This window comes from Micromonospora sp. NPDC000316 (assembly GCF_042898885.1).
In the GTDB taxonomy this organism is placed as follows: domain Bacteria; phylum Actinomycetota; class Actinomycetes; order Mycobacteriales; family Micromonosporaceae; genus Micromonospora.
Genome location: NZ_JBIAZG010000013.1, coordinates 118,626 through 135,567, shown reverse-complemented (window position 1 = coordinate 135,567; position 16,942 = coordinate 118,626). Strand labels below are relative to the sequence as shown.

At 72.2% G+C, this 16,942-nt stretch carries 15 protein-coding genes and 1 pseudogene; 5 read left to right on the top strand and 11 right to left on the bottom strand.

Features of this window, described 5'->3' with window-relative positions; translation table 11 throughout:
• Positions 1–13 precede the first annotated feature (13 nt).
• The 5 genes and pseudogenes from ACFY2Q_RS22955 to ACFY2Q_RS22935 all read left to right on the top strand — a co-directional run bounded on the left by ACFY2Q_RS22955 (position 14) and on the right by ACFY2Q_RS22935 (position 4,737).
• Positions 14–1,359: pseudogene (locus ACFY2Q_RS22955) on the top strand (ABC transporter substrate-binding protein).
• 31 nt (positions 1,360–1,390) lie between these two features.
• Complete coding sequence (locus ACFY2Q_RS22950) at positions 1,391–2,374, top strand: carbohydrate ABC transporter permease (protein ID WP_387133418.1); 984 nt, start codon at positions 1,391–1,393, stop codon at positions 2,372–2,374.
• Entirely contained in the window at positions 2,374–3,258 is an 885-nt protein-coding gene (locus tag ACFY2Q_RS22945; protein WP_387133416.1) for a carbohydrate ABC transporter permease, read from the top strand. Before ACFY2Q_RS22950 ends, ACFY2Q_RS22945 begins: the two co-directional genes overlap by 1 nt.
• Entirely contained in the window at positions 3,242–3,865 is a 624-nt protein-coding gene (locus ACFY2Q_RS22940) for a hypothetical protein (protein WP_387133415.1), read from the top strand. The genes ACFY2Q_RS22945 and ACFY2Q_RS22940 overlap by 17 nt, the downstream gene beginning before the upstream one ends.
• Complete coding sequence (locus tag ACFY2Q_RS22935; RefSeq protein ID WP_387133413.1) at positions 3,862–4,737, top strand: PmoA family protein; 876 nt, start codon at positions 3,862–3,864, stop codon at positions 4,735–4,737. Before ACFY2Q_RS22940 ends, ACFY2Q_RS22935 begins: the two co-directional genes overlap by 4 nt.
• Before the next feature lie 50 nt (positions 4,738–4,787).
• Here the strand turns inward: ACFY2Q_RS22935 and ACFY2Q_RS22930 are convergent, their stop codons facing one another.
• From ACFY2Q_RS22930 to ACFY2Q_RS22880, 11 genes are all read right to left on the bottom strand, one after another.
• On the bottom strand, positions 4,788–5,564 hold the full coding sequence (locus tag ACFY2Q_RS22930) for a hypothetical protein (protein WP_387133412.1): 777 nt from the start codon (positions 5,562–5,564) through the stop codon (positions 4,788–4,790).
• A 44-nt stretch (positions 5,565–5,608) separates the two neighbouring features.
• Positions 5,609–6,070 carry a hypothetical protein gene (locus ACFY2Q_RS22925; protein WP_387133410.1) on the bottom strand — a complete coding sequence of 154 codons (462 nt, stop codon included), beginning with the start codon at positions 6,068–6,070 and terminating at the stop codon, positions 5,609–5,611.
• On the bottom strand, positions 6,067–6,996 hold the full coding sequence (locus tag ACFY2Q_RS22920; RefSeq protein WP_387133409.1) for a hypothetical protein: 930 nt from the start codon (positions 6,994–6,996) through the stop codon (positions 6,067–6,069). Before ACFY2Q_RS22920 ends, ACFY2Q_RS22925 begins: the two co-directional genes overlap by 4 nt.
• Positions 6,993–7,508, bottom strand: a complete 516-nt coding sequence (locus ACFY2Q_RS22915; protein WP_387133407.1) for a phage tail protein — start codon at positions 7,506–7,508, stop codon at positions 6,993–6,995. The genes ACFY2Q_RS22920 and ACFY2Q_RS22915 overlap by 4 nt, the downstream gene beginning before the upstream one ends.
• Positions 7,489–10,128, bottom strand: a complete 2,640-nt coding sequence (locus tag ACFY2Q_RS22910; RefSeq protein ID WP_387133405.1) for a putative baseplate assembly protein — start codon at positions 10,126–10,128, stop codon at positions 7,489–7,491. The genes ACFY2Q_RS22915 and ACFY2Q_RS22910 overlap by 20 nt, the downstream gene beginning before the upstream one ends.
• A complete protein-coding gene (locus ACFY2Q_RS22905; RefSeq protein WP_387133404.1) occupies positions 10,125–10,553 on the bottom strand; it encodes a GPW/gp25 family protein in 429 nt (142 codons plus the stop codon). Before ACFY2Q_RS22905 ends, ACFY2Q_RS22910 begins: the two co-directional genes overlap by 4 nt.
• Entirely contained in the window at positions 10,550–10,888 is a 339-nt protein-coding gene (locus ACFY2Q_RS22900; RefSeq protein ID WP_387133402.1) for a hypothetical protein, read from the bottom strand. Before ACFY2Q_RS22900 ends, ACFY2Q_RS22905 begins: the two co-directional genes overlap by 4 nt.
• Positions 10,888–12,483, bottom strand: a complete 1,596-nt coding sequence (locus tag ACFY2Q_RS22895) for a phage baseplate assembly protein V (protein ID WP_387133401.1) — start codon at positions 12,481–12,483, stop codon at positions 10,888–10,890. Before ACFY2Q_RS22895 ends, ACFY2Q_RS22900 begins: the two co-directional genes overlap by 1 nt.
• Entirely contained in the window at positions 12,480–13,373 is an 894-nt protein-coding gene (locus ACFY2Q_RS22890; protein WP_387133399.1) for a hypothetical protein, read from the bottom strand. The genes ACFY2Q_RS22895 and ACFY2Q_RS22890 overlap by 4 nt, the downstream gene beginning before the upstream one ends.
• A gap of 1,770 nt (positions 13,374–15,143) precedes the next feature.
• Positions 15,144–15,626: a phage tail protein gene (locus ACFY2Q_RS22885; protein WP_167943963.1), complete on the bottom strand. Its 483-nt coding sequence runs from the start codon at positions 15,624–15,626 to the stop codon at positions 15,144–15,146.
• Between the two features lie 3 nt (positions 15,627–15,629).
• Positions 15,630–16,919 carry a phage tail sheath subtilisin-like domain-containing protein gene (locus ACFY2Q_RS22880; RefSeq protein WP_053659852.1) on the bottom strand — a complete coding sequence of 430 codons (1,290 nt, stop codon included), beginning with the start codon at positions 16,917–16,919 and terminating at the stop codon, positions 15,630–15,632.
• Positions 16,920–16,942: the final 23 nt, after the last annotated feature.

Below are 16,942 nucleotides of genomic sequence, written 5' to 3'. Positions count from 1 at the left end.
GGAGTGAGCGCACATGCACCCCGCAACGCCCCCCACCACTGACGCGCCCGTCGGGCGCACTCACCGTACCCCGCTGCTTCGGCGGCGACTGCTGCGCGGCCTGCTCGCCGTGACTGTCGCCGCACCGCTGATGTTCGGTGCCGCCGCCTGCGGAGACGACGAATCCGCAGCCGACCCGAACGCCCCGGTCAAGCTCTCCATTTTCTGGTGGGGCGCCGACGCCCGGGCCAAGCTGACCGAGGACGCCCTCGCCCTCTACACCAGGAAAAACCCGAACGTGACGTTCGAGAAGACCTGGCAGGCCAACCAGGGCTACTTCGACAAGCTGGCCACGCTCACCGCCGGCGGCAACCCGCCGGACCTGTTCCAGATCGACGACAACTACCTTTCCGAGTACGCGTCCCGCAACACCACGCTCGACCTGACGCCGTACCAGGAGTCCGGCAAGCTGGACACCTCCAAGTTCCCCAAGAGCCTCTGGCAGTACGGCGTGGTCGACGGCAAGCTCGCCGGCCTGGCCGCCGGGGAGAACACCCAGGGTCTGGTCTACAACAAGACGCTGCTGACCAAGAACAACCTGCCGGAGCCCACCACCGGGATGACCTGGGAGCAGCACATCGCCTGGGCCGAGGAGGTGACGAAGAAGACCGGCGTGCCCGGCACGCAGGACCCGAGCGCCGACTACAAGGCGTTCTGGGTCTGGCTGCGGCAGCAGGGCAAGGACCTCTACAAGGGCAAGGAGTTGGGCTTCACCGCCGAGGACGTGACCGCCTGGTTCGACCTGTGGAAGGGCGCGCGGGACCGCAAGGCCACCCCGACCCCCGACGTCATCCACGAGGGCAACTCCAGCGACATCAGCAAGCAGTTGGTGGTCACCGGCAAGTCGGCGACCTCCTGGGTCTGGGCCAACCAGATGCCGGACCTGAAGAAGAACACGAAGGACGAGCTGGGCGTGATCGCCTACCCCGGTGACCCGAGCGCGCAGTGGGCGCGGGCCTCCATGTACTGGTCGGTGTTCAAGGGCAGCAAGCACAAGGACGTCGCGGTCGACGTGATCAACTTTCTGAACAACGACACGGAGGCGGTCAAGCTGCTCGGCACCGACCGGGGCCTGCCGTCCAACCTGGACCTGCGCCGGGTGGTCAGCGACGACACCACCGATCCGGCGATGAAGCAGTCCATCGCCGTCGAGGCGGAGCTGACCCAGAAGTCGGCGAGTCCCCGCAGGTGCCGATCAAGGGCCACAGCAAGGTCAAGTCCGAGCTGATCAAGGCCGCCGAGAACGCCCAGTACGGTCGCGCCACCCCCGCCCAGGCCGCCGCCCAGTTCGTCGAGGCGTGCAAGGCCGCCATCGCCTGACCGCCCCACGAGGCGAGGAGAGGAGCCGTTCGTGGCGTTGACCACGGCGCCCGACCCGACCCGACGCGGCCCCGGAACCGGCCGGGCCCACGCCGAGAGGCGTGGGCCCGGACGTATCCGGCACAGCGAAGGTCTGGCGGGGTACGTCTTCCTGTCGCCGTGGCTCATCGGCCTGATGGGCATCACGGCGGTCCCCATGCTGCTGTCGCTCTACCTGAGCTTCACCAACTACGACATCCTCACCCCCTTCTCCGAGGTGGAGTGGGTGGGGCTTGCCAACTACGAGCGGATGTTCACCGCCGACCCGTCGTACTGGCACTCGGTGCGGGTCACCCTTACCTTCGCGCTGATCGCCGTACCCCTGAAGCTGGCCGCGGCCCTCGGCGTGGCGCTGCTGCTCAACCGCGCCTGGCGCGGCGTCGGGTTGTTCCGTGGCCTGTTCTACCTGCCGTCGCTGCTCGGCGGCAGCGTCGCGCTGGCCATCGTCTGGGTCAACATGTTCAACCGCGACGGCGCGTTCAACTCGCTGCTGAGCCTGGTCGGCATCGAGGGCAAACCCTGGGTCAACGACCCGGACTGGGCGTTGCAGACGCTTATGGTGCTGGCCATCTGGCAGTTCGGCGCCCCGATGGTGATCTTCCTGGCCGGGCTCAAGCAGGTGCCCACCGAGCTGTACGAGGCCGCGTCCGTCGACGGTGCCGGCCGGTTCAGCCAGTTCCGCAACATCACCCTGCCGATGCTCTCGCCGGTGATCTTCTTCAACCTGGTGCTGGAGACGATCAACGGGTTCCAGGGCTTCACCGCCGCGTTCGTGCTCAGCAATGGCACCGGCGGCCCCGTCGACTCCACGCTCATGTACACGCTGAACCTCTACATCACAGGCTTCACCGACCTCGAAATGGGCTACGCCTCGGCGATGGCCTGGGTGTTCCTGCTCGCCATTGCGGTGATCACCGCGATCTTCTTCAGCACCGGGCGGTTCTGGGTGCACTACTCCGACGGGGAGGACCGGTGATGGTGGCGGTGACCCCGACCGCAGCGGCACCGAACGCGCGCCGGCGGCCCGGCGGACGGCCCGTGCTGCGTCTGCTGATCCTTGTGGCGATCGTCGCCGTGGTGCTCTATCCGCTGATCTGGATGGTGGGCACCTCGGTGAAATCCCAGGAGGAGATCGTCAACAATATCGGGCTCCTGCCCGAGCGGTTCACCCCTGGCAACTACACCGCCGGGTGGTCCAACTTCGACGTCAGCTTCGGCCGGTTCTTCCTCAACAGCGCGATGGTCAGCCTGCTCACCGTCGTCGGCAACGGGCTGTCCTGCCTGCTGGCCGCGTACGCCTTCGCCCGGCTGAAGTTCCGGCTGCGCGGCGTGTGGTTCGCCGTCATGATCGGCACGCTGCTGCTGCCCGGCCACGTGCTGATCGTGCCGCAGTACATCCTGTTCCGCACGCTCGGGCTGGTCGGCGGCGACTGGCCGTACCTGCCGCTGCTCATCCCGCAGTTCCTCGCCACCGAGGCGTTCTTCGTGTTCCTCATGGTGCAGTTCATGCGGGGCGTTCCCCGCGAGCTGGACGAGGCGGCCCGGATCGACGGCGCCGGCCCGTACGGCATCTTCCGGTACGTCATCCTGCCGCTGAGCCGTCCCGCGCTGGTCACCACCGCGATCTTCTCATTCATCTGGACCTGGAACGACTTCTTCCGGCAGTTGGTCTTCCTGTCCCAACTGGAGGACTACACGGTGCCTGTCGCGCTGACCCTGTTCATCGACTCGACAAGCCAGAGCGCGGTCGGGCCGATGTTCGCCATGTCGGTGCTGTCGCTGCTGCCGGTCTTCCTGTTCTTCGTCGCGTTCCAGCGGATGCTCGTCGAGGGGATCAACACAAGTGGCATCAAGGGCTGAACCTGCCGACGTCGGCGGGCGGCGGGATTGGCGCGACGTCGCCCGAGATGCCGCCGACCTGGCGCTGCTCGGCATCCTGCTGACGCTCGCGGCGGCGCCCCTGGTCACCGCCGCCGCCGCGGCGGGCACGGCCAGCGCGGCCGTGCACGACTGGACGCGTACCGGCAGTTGGCCGTCGGCGCGCACCACAGTGCGCCGGTTCGGCCGGTCGGTGCTGCCCGGCGTGCCGGTAAGCCTGCTCGCGCTCGCCGTGGCCGGGCTGCTCGCCGCCGACCTGGCGGCCCTGGCGACCGGGCGGGTGCCGGGCGGGGTGGCGGCGCTGGCGGTGACCGCGCTTGTCACTGCCGGCCTCACCGGGTACGCCGGGCTTGTCGTCGTCGAGGTGGGCGGCTGCCGGCGGTGGCGGACCGCTGCCCGCCGCGGCGCCCGCGCCTGCCTGGACGCACCCACCCGCTGGGCCGCGGTGAGCGGGGTGACCGCACTGGCCGGGCTGCTCGCCGTGCTGGTCACCCCTGTGGCGGTGCCGATCCTCGCCGGCTACACGGTGGCCGCCCTGCACGCCGTCGCCCGTCGCCGTCCGGCCCTCGCCCGTGCGGAGCTGCCGTGAGCACCGGGCAGGAGCCGGCGCGGCTGCTTGTCGACGGGACGGAGGTGGCCCGGTACGTGGTCGACCCGGCGCTTGACGCGCGGCACGGGCCCCGCCCCTACCTGCACCCGGTACGCACCCTCGGCGGCACTGTCGTCACCGACGCGCTGCCCGCCGACCACGTGTGGCACCTCGGCGCCTCCCTCGCCGTGCAGGACGTCGACGGCACCAACCTGTGGGGCGGGCGCACCTACGTCCGCGACGTCGGCTACACGTGGCGCGACGACCACGGCGTCATCGCCCACACCGGCTGGACCGAGCGGGCCGCCGACCGGCTGGAACACCTGTTGGAGTGGCGCGACCCGCACGGGGCGGTGCTGCTCACCGAGCGCCGCCAGCTCACCGCCGCCCCGTTGACGGCCGACGGGCCGGCTGGCGGGGTGTCGGCGTGGTGGCTGGAGGTGGACTACACGCTGAGCGCCCCGTACGGGCGGGACGTGCGGCTGGGCAGTCCGGCCACCAACGGTCGCCCCGGCGGTGCCGGGTACGGCGGGTTCTTCTGGCGAGCGGTCTCGGCCGAACCGGCGACGGTGTTCACCGCCTCGGCGACGGGGGAGGAGGCGGTGAACGGCTCCGCCGAGACGTGGGTCGCGCTGCGCGGCACTGGGCCGGACGGCAGGGCGTACACCCTGGTCTTCACGGGTCTCGGCGACGGCGACCGGTGGTTCACGCGGACCGCGATGTATCCGGGGGTGGGGGTGGCCTTCGCGTTCGACCATCCGGTGACCATCGCGGCAGGCGCGAAGCGGCGGGGCCGCCACCGGGTGGTGATAGCCGACGGCGCGCTCGACCGCGCCACGGCCGCAGCCGCCGCCTCCACCTGCGCCCGTTGACCATGAAGTTGTTGCCACGACACGCTGTGCGGGCGGCAACAACTTCATGATCAACTGGAAGCGCCGCCGCCGATCCGGGCGGGCAGGGCGGCGGTGACGCGGACGGCCTTGACGATCGCCGGGATTGAGCCGATCAGCAGCACCAGCCCCCAGATGATCGCGATCACCGCGAAGATCAGCGCCGCCACGTCGTCGACGATGCTGACCAGGATCACCGGCACCAGGTTGTGCAGGAACTCCAGCACGACAGTGCACAGCAGCGTGGTGAGGATCAGCAGCACGAGGCCCTTGTTCTGCAGGAAACGCGGCTGGGCCACCACCAGCAGACCCGCCCAGAGCAGCTTGAGCAGCAGCGCCAACCCCAGCAGCACCGACGCCTCGCCGACCGGGAAGAAGCCCCACAGTGCCAGGTACGCAAGGGTGCCGAACGGCACGGCCAGGAACAACGAAACCATGATCATCAGCTCGACGAACGCGATGACAAGCGCGATCAGCCCGACGATGATCAGGATGATCGAGAAGATCAGGCCGGCGACGCCCTGCACCCGGCCCTGGACCCGCTCGGGCAGCAGCAGGCCCAGGCAGAACAGCAGGGTGCTCCAGACCGCCACCGCGTCGATCAACGCCAGATAGCCCGTCCCACGACCGGACGGCTCGCTGACCCCGGACACGTCGTCGATCTCCACATCCAGCGCACCGGCGCTGTCGGCAAGCGCCGCCCCGGCGTCGGCGCCGCCGAGCAGCAGCCCGGCACCCAGCTCCACCCCGATCGCCAGGACGATGGCGAGCATGGCCAGCAGCAGGAACGGCTTGCGCAGGTCACCCACGGCGGCACCTTCCTCTCAATCCAGGTCGTGCCACGACGATCGGGTCAGGTCGTGGCCACGACGACCGTGCAGCCACCGAGGCCGGGGCAGCTCAGGCCCACCTCGGTGGCCTTGTCGACGGCGACCTTCGCCACCGCGCCCGTGCCGTCCGACGCCGGCTCGACCTCGTCGCGGATGGTGAGGTCGGCGTCGCCGGGCGCGGGCGCGGCGACCGCGAACCGTGCCGCGCTGCGCAGCACAAGGGTGCGCAGCCCACCGGGGTCGGCGACCCGCACCACGCAGACGCCGGAGAACACCAGCCGACCCGTCTTGTCGGCGCAGTCCGCGCTTACCGTCGCCGGGTCCACGGTGGCGCGCTCGCCGCCCAGCGCCCCCAACCGGTCGACGAACCCGTACCGGGCACCCGGATCACCGTTGTCGTCGCGGCCCGCGCCGACCGCGACCACGAACAGCGCCACGAGCGCGACGGCGAGCAGCCCCAGCAGCACCTTCTGCCTGCCGCTCATCGCCGCACGGCCTGCGCCACGTTCTCGGTGAACCGGATCTCGTCGACGCCCGCGAAGTAGCGGTTGGTGCCCTGCGTCTTGCCCACCACCAGCAGGGTGACCTGGTGCGGGCCCTTGGTCAGCCGCACCGTGCCGACGTCCTGGAACTCCGTCTTCTGCACCTTCGGGGTGAAGCCGAGGAACGCCCCGCCGACCTGGTTGCCGTCGATGACGAACACGGTGTTGGCGTAGTCGAACGAGGTGGTGCGTACCGCGGCGAACCGCCACGTGCCGTCGGCCGGGATCTGCACCGTCACGGTCACCTGGTCGCCGACGGCCAGCCCCTGGAAGAAGAGCTGCTTGTCGCCGGACCAGGTCACCGCGCAGCAGTTGGGCTGCGCCACCACGACCGCCCCGCTCTTGCGTGGCGACTCCACCACCGCAGCGTCCACAAGGCTCTCCGCCTCGATGGTGACCACCCTCGGCGCGGCGGGGGCCGGCTCGCCGTCGCGGGTCAACAACACCACCCCGACGGTGACCACCACAAGCACCATCGCCGCAGCGGCGGCGATCCACAACCATGGGGTACGCCGTGGCGGCGCGACCGCACGCACCTCGTACGTCACCCGTCCGCTGGAGCGGGAACTCTCCTCCGGTGCGGTGTTCGCCGAGTACGCGAACCCGGTCATGTCGTAGCGCCGGGGCGGGGTGCCCGCTGGCACCGTGAGCTTGACCAGGAACGACACCGAGCCCTGCCCGGGGACCACCCGCTGCGGCTCGACGACGGTGATCCACGCCCGCTGGGAACCGTCACCCGGTGCCACGTCGAACACCACCGTGTCCGGCGCGTTGCCCGGGTTGAAGACGGTGAAGGTCAGCTCGCCGCTGTTGCGCGGGTCGAGGGTGAACTGCTCAGCGGCGGCGGCGACTGCCCACTCGGTGGTCATGACGACTCCTCTTCCAGGACGATCTCGGCGGTGGCGGACGCGGGTTTCTCCGCCTCGACGATGCGGGTGATCACGGCGAGCTGGCCGGCGGCGGCGGCCGGCACCCGCACCACTACGTGAAAGGGCTGCTCGGCGGGCTCGTCGATGGCGAAGCCCGGCACGCCGGTGGCCAGCTCAAGGGCCCGGCGCATCCCGTACGGGGTGCCCCGCCACCGGGCCAGCAGCGCGCCGTTGGCCACCAGGTCACGCAGTCGGCCCACCGGCAGCGGCAGCGCGGCCTCCGGTCGGGGTGCGGCCACCACGTGGTCCATCGCCACCCAGCGGGTCAGCCGCACGACCAGGTGGTCCGGTGCCCGGTACGGGTCGAACAGGGCGTCCACCTCGGCGAGGATCGCCTCGTCCGGGGCGTGCAGCCCCTCCATCACGTCCAGCAGCGCCCAGAGCACGCTGCCCGGCACGCATGCCCGCTGGTACGCGGCGGGCAGCAGCCGCTCAATCGCCGAGCGTCGCATCCTGGCGCACCACCTCGATGTCGTGCTCGCCGGAGCAGAGCAGCCACGTGTCCGGGACGGTCACTACGTCGGCGGTGGCCTGGTTGGCGCTGGGTGTCCAGTCGACGGCCCCGGTGCTGCGGTGGACGCCGCGTTCACCGCCGGCCAGGATCAGCCGTTCCGCCGCGGGGCTGCCGGTGCCGCTCGTCGCCGTGCCGGCCGTCGGGCCGCTGACGGCGATGGCGTCCACAGGCACGAACCGGGTCCGGTCGCGCAGCGGCAGCCCGCAGTTGACCGACACCGGTTGCCACTGCGGCTGCGCGGCCAGGGTGTCCAGCCGCAACACCCCGCCGCTCTGCGTGGCCGCCAGCGCCAACGGGCCGGCGAACGCGAGGTCCCGGCAGGTGCCGCCGATCCACCCGGCCTGCACCGACTGCCACTTCACGTCCGACTCGAACAGCCGGGTGCGGTGGCAGCCCTGCCCGGGTTTCTTCGGGTCCGGCTCACCGGCCCCGCTCCACAACAGCGTGGCCGGGCCGTCGTACTGCACCGACAGCACCCGGTTGTCCACATTGGCGAGACCCACGTGCGCGAAGCTGCCGGGCCGGCCGCCGGCCGTCGACAGGTACACCCCGAAGCTGGCCTGCGCCGCCACCGCCACACCTGGCGCGCCCCGCTCGGAGACGAACGTCCGCACCGCGTAGAAGCCCCGGTCGGCGTCGGACGGGTCGACGAGGATCTGCAACGGCACCGCGCCGGGCAGCAGCGACACCTCGTACAGGCCGGTGTCGGTCGCCACCAGCAGTGCGCCCGCGCCGTCGCGGTCCAGCCACGCCACGTCGGAGATGCGCGCGTCCAGGTCGGTCAGCAGCGACCACGTCTCACCCAGGTCGGTGCTCAGATACACCCGGGAGCCACCTGACGCGCGCAGCGTCACCACGGCCACCGAACCGGGACGCGGCACGATGCCCGGCCGTACCGGCGCGGGCGCGGGCGCCACCCGCAGCACCGTCTCGTCGTCGAACCGGCCCGTCGGTTCCCAGCCCGCACCGGCGTTGCTGGAGCGGAACAGCACCGGCCCGCGCCCGGCGTACCAGGTGCGAGGCTGGTACTGGTCGACGGCGAGAGCGCGTACCTCCGCGTCGGGCGCCTCGTCGACGACGAACCGCACCGACTCGACGTAGCGCACACCCGGCTCGGCGTGCTCCAAAAGCCGATACACGTTCGACGCCCGCAGCGGCTCGCCGAACGGCCAGCCCGTCGGGTTGAGCGCGGTGGGCAGCGGGCTCAACGTCTGGTGCAGCCGGTCGTGGATGCGGCGACGAACCGCGTCCACATCCTCCTCGCGCCGCACCACCACCCGGGCGCGCACCGACACCGCCTTGAACCGGGCCCACGTCGCCCGGGACCGGATGCCCACCATCCGACGTTGCTCCAGGTCGGCCTCCACGCGGTGCCGGGCCTCGGGCACCTCGTGCTCGCGCAGCACCGCCACCGACAGCCGGCCGCCCGGGCGGGCCTCCGGCGGGACGTACGGCACCAGCACCACCTCCACCTCACCCGGCCGGGCGAAGCTGTACACCGCGGCGCGGGTGAACGCCCTTGCCCTCGCCACCGCGCCGGAGCTGGTGGCCAGCACCTCGAAGTCGCGGGCGGTTACCGCGCGCTGCTGGGCGAAGAACTCGTAGGGGCCGCGCAGCAGCACCGACTCCAGCGCCTCCATCTCCCGCCCACCGGCGGCCGGCGCGGGGTTGTCGACGCGTACCCCGGGCAGTGGGTCGCGCAGGCTGGTAAGCGTGCCCGCCGCAACGTTGCCGGTGGGCCCACCGCCGGCCCGGTACCAGAGTCGGACCTGCCGCCCGGCCGGCGGCACCGCCGCCACCGTGACGACAGTCGGGCCCGCGGGCGCGGGCTCGCCGGGCGGGCGCAGGTCGAGGGCGGGAGCGAAGGTGATCGTGCCCGAGCAGCGGTCCACCAGGTACGCCTTGGCCTGCGGGCCGAGCCCGGCGAAGCTGTCCACCGGCCGCCAGATCTCGAACGTGCGGCCGCCGTGCTCGCGGGCCGCCGTCCCCAGCTCCACCGAGCCGGCCGGCACCTCCACCCCGAGCAGCAGGTCCAGCGGCTCGGCGGTGTGCGCCAGCGGGGCGTGGGCCGCCCGCAGCACCTGGCCCGGTTGGCCGGTGCCGACACCCAGCAGCTCCGCCTCCACGGGTTCGCAGTGGTGCATCCGGACCGTCACCGACGTCTCGCCGGCCGGCAGCAGCGCCGGTTCGGTGGTGACGAACACGACTGGCCGGGGGTCCGCGCCGCGCGCCGCCGCGACCCGCTGGCCGGCGGGGATCCGCACCGCGCCCCGGTCGGTGCCGCTGCGGGTGAAGCTGACGTCCGCCCAGGCCGCCGTGGGTGCGTGCCGGGCCACCCCGAGGAGGTTCAGAAACGAGACGTACGCCTTCTCGGGCAACTGGTTCAGCCGGTAGATCATCACCTCGGTCAGGTGCGCGAAGGCCTCCACAAGCGCCATGCCCGGGTCGTGCGCCGACAGGTCGGTCCAGGCCGGGCAGGACTGGCGGATCCGCTCACGGGCCTCGGTGACCAGGTCGAGGAACCCACGGTCGTCCAGGTGCGGCACGGGCAGCGTCATGACTGTCCTTCCGGTTCGTCGGCGGGAAGCAGATCCACGGAGAACACCAACTGCCCGGGCGTCAGGCTGGCCCGCACCCGGTAGTCCAGCCGGATCACCAGCCGCCACGCGTCGTCCAGGTCCGGCCCGGCGTCGACGTCGATCACCTCGACCCGGGGCTCCCACCGGGCGATGGCCTGCCGGACGTAGTGGATGGCCAGTCCGGCCGTGGTGTCGTCGTTCGGCGCGAAGATCAGCCGGTGCAGCCGTGACCCGTACCCGGGCCGCATCAACCGCTCGCCCGGAGTCGTCGACAACAGCAGACACAACGCCTGTCGTACGCTCTCGTCGCCGTCGGTCATCGCCAGGCCGCCCGCGGCGGTGAGCGCCAACCCGCCGGTACGGCCGGCGTCGAAGCCGGCGCCGACGAACCGGAACGCCCTCACCGGTCCGCCCCCAGGAACGTCTGGCGCGGGTCGCGCACCGTGTGCTTGACAAGCCCCGGCGGGGTGCCGTTGGTGAACCCCTCCAGGTGTGACAGCACCACCCGATGCCCGTCGACGCGCAGCCAGTCGCTGTAGCCGACCCGGACGGTAAGCGTCGTCGTGCACGGCTTGATGGTCGGGCCGTAGTTCGGGCAGGCGACGATTTTCCGGCCCTCCGGGTCGTCGTCCACAAGCACCGGCACTGCGGTGACTGTCACCCACTCCTGCGACGGCTGGTTCTCGACCCGGCCGTCGTGATCGCAGGTGATCACCGAGTCGCGGTGGATCCAGCGCATCAGCCGCCTCCCTCATGGTGTGCGCGGGCCAGCGAAGCCGCCTGCCGCGCCGCTGTGGTCGGGTCCTCGGGCGACTCGGCGTGCAGGAAGTCCACGCTGCGGGCGCGCACCACAATGGCCTGCCCGGGCGCGGAGATCACCAGGTCGGTCGCCGCGTGCAGGGTCGCCAGATCGGGCGCCAGCTCCAGGAAGCTCCCGCCCTCGGTCCCCAGCCGCAGACTGCGCCGCACGTCGTCCACGACTATCGACTGCCCACCGGCGGTGCGCAGCGTCCAGCGGCGGGCCCGCCCGTCGTCGATGCCCGCGTCGTATGGCTCGACCGCGCCGAACAGCGAGCCCAACACGATGCCCGAGGCCGGCTCGCCGCCGGGCAGCACCACGAGCACTGTGTCGTCCGGGTCGGGAAGCGCCACCAGCCCCTTGCCGCGCCCCGCCCCCGGGCAGAGCACGCCGAGCCAACCGGCGTCCAGGTCCCCGTACGCCGGCAGCGTCAGCCGTACCCGGCCCAGCCCGTCCGGGTCGGCGACATCGGTGACGGTGCCGAGGGTGACCACCGCGCCGGCACCTGTCGGCGGCGATGGTGCGGCCGGCGGCACTGTGGAGAACCGGGTCAGGTGCCCGTTGCCGTCGACCGTGTGCACCACCTCGGTCAGCACGTACGCCCCGGCGACCGGGTCGGGCACGCCGGCCAGCGTGATCCGCCGGCCCGGCCGCAGCGCCGGATCACCCTCGGCCACCCCCTCGGCGGTGACAAGCGCGGCGGCACGGGTGTCCAGCCGGCCCTGCGCCAGCGCCGCCAACTCGTCGTCGCTGCGGCCGGGCTGGTCGACAGCCGTGCGGACCCCGTCGGCGCCCACGTCGGCCGGATCCGGCCGGTCCCGGGCCGGCCGCCCGCAGCGCGCCTCGTCGACCTGCTGACTGATCGGCTCGGCCCGCTGCGGATGCCACCCCAACGCGGCGCTGGCACCGCTTGCCTGGTCGGCGTTCGTGGCCAGCCGCAGGGTGCGCACGTCCACGCCGAGCGTCAACGCGACAGGCTCGCCGTAGCCGGCCAGGGTGATCAGGCGTACCCCGTTGCCGTCGGCGGCCAGGTGCAGCCCGGCCCGGTCGGTCACCTCGCACAGCAGCTCCAGGTCGCTGTGTCGGTGCTGCACCAGCCGCTCCAACCGTGGCCCGTCGCTGTCGGCGGTCACACCCAACCCCACCTCGCCGCACAACTCAGCGGCCAGCTCGGCCGCCGTCACCGACGTGAAGACCCGCAACCCCTGCCGCTTGCGCAGCCGGTGCAACGCGTCGTACGCCCGCAGCCGCAGCACCGCCGCGCCGTCGGCGGCGTACTCCACCTCCACGCAGGTGACCTCCCCGGCGAACAGCGCGTCGGCGTGGTCGGCCAGCCGCACGCCGAGGGTCGTGCCCGGCCGCACCGGCGGGTCGAACGCGCCGATCCCGGCGCCGGTGGCGAGCACCAGCTCGGCCTGGGTGGGCATGTCGAGTCGCGCCGACACCCGCAGTGAACGGACCCGCTGGCGGGCCGGGGCACTCAGCTCGACGCCGTCCAGCAGGACGGTCAAGGCACGGGGCGCGACGCTCGTCACGGCGTACCCCCCGGGTTGGTGGTGGGGGACCAGCTGGCGGCGGTGGTGGCGATCGACGTGCCCACGAACGACGCGCCGGAGCCGACCGCACCTGCCACGGCGCGTGCGATCCCGGCCAGGGCCGCTCCGCCGCCGTCGGTGCTCGTGCTGCCGCCGCCCGTGGCGCCACTCGGTGTGCTGGCCGGCGGCGGGACGGCAAGCGTGGTGCCCGCCGGCACCGCAAGGGGGTCGGTGATCCGGTTGTGTTCGGCAAGCAACCGCCACCGCAGCGGCGACCCGAGCGCGTCGTTGGCCAGCAGGTCGAAGCGCACCCCCGTGCTGCCCGCGTCGGCCGCACCGTCACCGGCGGCGACCACCGCGCTGCCGGGGGCGGCGGTCGGGGTGCTCGCGGCTGCCAACTCCTCGGCGAAGCCAGCCTCCGCCTGGTCGGCTGTCTCGGCGGCCCGGACCAGCTTCAGCCGCAGCCAGGAACGCCGGGGCGAGCCGGTGCCGGTGAACGCGTCGAACCGCTCCGCCACCGCGATGATCACACCCGGCACGTTCCAGGTCTTGCCCCAGACCAGCCGGACCAGCGGCGGCCGCAGCCACCCGTGCTCGGCGCTTGAGTTCTCCGCGAGCATCCATAGTGGACGCGTGAGCACCCGCACGTCGGGCGGCCGGACCTGCGCCTCCACGAAGTCGACGTCAAAGAGCAGATCGAGCACCAACTCGGTACGACCACCGCCGGTGAAGACCAGCGGGTCGTCCGCCAGGCCGGCCCCGGTGAGCTGACCGCCGGCGGCACCCCGATGGCGTACGCCGGCGAGCCGGGTCACCTGCACGGTCTCCGGGTTGAGCAGGCAGTCCACCCGCTCCCCGGACGAGTCGATGAGAAAGGCGACGCGTTCCATCAGCCGCCCGCCTGTTCCCGGTCCAGCCGGTCCACCTGAGAGGCGCCCAGCGCCTCGCCGGGCACAGTCCACAGCGGTCGGTCATCCGGCAGCGCCGGCCACGGGTCGACGGTCCTGGACGCCCATCTGTCGTCGCGGGGGCCGTTCCCCGACCCACCGGTCCATCCCGTCGCCACGGCCCGCTGCCCGGGCCACGCTGTGTCGTCCGGAAGCGCCGGCCAGGGCCCGCTGCCGGCGCAGCGACCCACCTCGATCGGTCGGCCGCGAGCCCCGCCTCCGGCATCCGCCTCGGCTACGTCGCTGTCACCTGCTCCAATTCGAGTACGCGAGCCCGCATCCCCTCCGGCCACTCCCGCCGTCGCCCCGGCCCTCGCCGCCAACCCGCCTCCGGCGACGAACCCCGCCCCGGCCGCGAACTCGGCCCTCGCCGTCGCCCCGTTCGGTGCGGTGCCCGACGTGAACCCGGCTGCTGCCGTCCGCGCGCCCGTCGGCAGCCCGGCACCCGTCGTCGACCCAGCGCCCGTCGTCAACGCGGTGCCTGTCGTCGCCCCGGCTCTTGCTGGCAGTTCGGCGCTTGCCGCTCCGGACTTCGGGGTAGGCCGACGACCAGCGGGTGCAGATGGAGCGCCATCGGACCAGAAGGCATCGCTCGATCCCCATGGAGACGATCGACCGTCCACAGCCGAGCTTCCGAAACGACCACCAGCGCCGGGACCACCCGGCGCGAACCGGCCACCCTCGACGCCGCGCTGGCCATCCCGGGCTCCGCGCCAATCGCCGCCGACCATGAGTTGGCCGTCCAAAACGCTGCGCTGGTCAACTCCCCGCCCGCGCGGATCGAGCCCCCGCGAACCGTCCCGAAACCACCCCCAAAAGCCCGACCGCCGAGCGCGCGTCGGAGTCGCCGCAGATCTTGGAAGGAAACCGCCCCTGGAGAGGCCGAAATCTTCCAAGATCTCGGTTTTGGTTGTGGGGGAGGCTTGGTGGGGGGCCGCTGGGCGGATTAGCGGTCGGGTTCTTCCGGTGGATCCTTCGGCTGAGGTGTCGGAACGATGCGGTCCGGTGCGATGCCCGGATGGCCTGCCCGCGCCACGCCGCCCTTGGTCCGGCTCTCCGCCGCTCGCCGTGTCACCCGGCCCCCCGAGCCCGTCAGGTGCACCACCAATAACCCAGCCGAGCGCACCGAACGACCCGCCTGCACCGAACGAACGGCCTGCACCGAACGAACCCCCAGCACCCATCGGACCCTGCGCACCGGAGGTGCCAGCTGTACCGGACGAGCGAGCGGCGCCGGCCGCACCCACCGAGCCTGCGGTACCTGCCTGCGGCCAGTGGCCCGTCGCCGCACCGTGGACCGCTGGGTCGGCAGGGACCGGTTGCCCCGGACCCGTGCCGTCGCCGGCCCATCCGGCCGAATCGGGTACGTCCCGAGCGTCGGGTCGGCCTGCCGCAGTCCCGTCGAGATCCAGCTCGCGCAGCAGCCCGGGAGCGTGGGCGGCGACGAGGTCCAGCCAGTGCCGAGGCGGCTCCCCGAACCGACGCGGCGCCGCTTCGCCAACCGACGCCGGTCCATCCACCGACCGCTGCTCCGACGACCGCTGCTCCGACGGCCGTTGCTCCGACGGCCGTTGCTCCGACGACCGCTGGTCCGACGACCGCTGGTCCGAGGGCCTTTCATCCGACGGCCGGCGTGGTGCGCCGGTGTCCTCGACCTGACGGGCGAGGCGCAGGGTCGCCCCGGCGGCCGAGCGCAACTGGCCGGCCAGCCAGCTACGCGGGGGTCGGCGCGGTGGCACTGCCGGACTCCAACTCGAGGCCCTCATAGCGAAGCGTCAGCGACGCGATGGCGATCTCGTGGCTGAGGGTGTTGAGGTGCGCGCCGCGCCACCGGGTGGGCCACGCGTCGATCAGGTTCCAGCGCAGCACCTCGGCGGTGCCCACGGAGTCCAGCAGCACTACCGACACGTTGCGGCGGTTGAGGGTGCCCTGGGCTGTGGCGTTCACCCAGTCCCACAGCTCGCGGGACGCGGTGAGGCCGAAGTGCAGCGTCACCGGCTCGTACTCGGCCTGACCGGGCACCATCCGCATCCGGCCGAGGCCGTGCTCGCGGTACGGCTGCCCGGGGATGTTCACCTCCAGCCCGCTCATCTCGGTGAAGTGGCCGTTGGTGACGCCGTTGATGAGCAGCCGGAAGTTGTACGCCCGGTACGGGTCGACAGGGGCGCCGGGCTGCGGGGTGGCTGTGGTGGGCATGTGTCAGCCTCCGATCGTCTCGGTCTCGGTGCCGCCGGCCCACTGGCTCAGCTTGAACACCACGAACTCGGCGGGCTTGACGACAGCGATGCCGATGTGGGCGATGACCATGCCCGCGTCGCGTACGTCCGGCGGGTTGGTCTCCTCGTCGCACTTGACGAAGAACGCCTCCTCGGGGCTGCGTCCGAGCAGCGCGCCGTCACGCCACACCCGGGTGAGGAACGCCCCGATGTCGCGTCGGATCGAGCGCCAGAGCGTGAAGTCGTTCGGCTCGAAGACCATCCAGCGGGTGCCGTTGGCGATGGCCTGCTCGATGGCGATGCTGAGCCGGCGTACGTTGAGGTAGCGCCACTCGCTTGCCTCGGCGGCGAGCGTACGCGCGCCCCAGACGCGGATGCCCTCGCCGGCGAAGTAGCGGATCACGTTGACGCCCTTGGGGTTGAGCACGTCGTGTTCGGGTCGGGTCACGAGGTAGCCCAGGTCGACGGCACCGCGGACGGGTTCGTTGGCGGGTGCCTTGTGGACGCCGCGCAGGGCGTCGGTGCGGGCCCAGATGCCGGCGAGGTGCCCGCTCGGCGGGGTGAGTTCCAGCTCCCCGCTGATCGGGTCGCGCACCCGCAGCCAGGGGTAGTAGAAGGCGCCGAACTCGGACTGCCGGGGCCGGTACGCAGCACCCTCAGGCCCACCGGAGCCAGCGCCGCCGCCCGAGCCGGAGCCGCCGCCAGCGCCACCGCCCGAGCCAGCGCCAGCCGAGCCAGCGCCGCCGCCCGTACCCTCGGCGGGTTTCGGGGGTTTGCCGGACGACGGCGTGGCGACCTTTGTCAGCGCGGCGATGTCGTCGATGTCCGGTGCCGGGTCGCAGATCGCCACCATGGTGCGGGTCCGCTCGGCCATGCTGAGCAGGGCCTCGTGGGACACCACGTCGTGGAAGCCGGGCGCGGCGATGATGGAGATCTCGTCGACCGCCTCCAGCAGTTGCAGGCCGGCGCGGCGCTGGCCGGTGCCGGTGATGGCGCCGCCCTCGCCGACGTTCACGACCCAGCAGCGGGCGCCGCCGTTGTCCAGGAAGCCGAAGACGGCTCGGGCCAGCGGGGTGCTCTCGGTCTGGTCGCCGTCGGCGAAGAGTCGCAGGAATTCGGTCCAGTTGTTGACGGGCACCGCCCTGCCCAGTTGGGCGGTGCGGTTCGGGGCGACGCCGACGAACGCGGCGATGCTTGTGCTCGCCGGTCCGATCGGTCGGGCGCCGCTGGGGACCTCCTCGACATAGATGCCGGGGGAGAAGTAGCTGGGCATCGGTCCTCCTGTGCGGGTGGGCG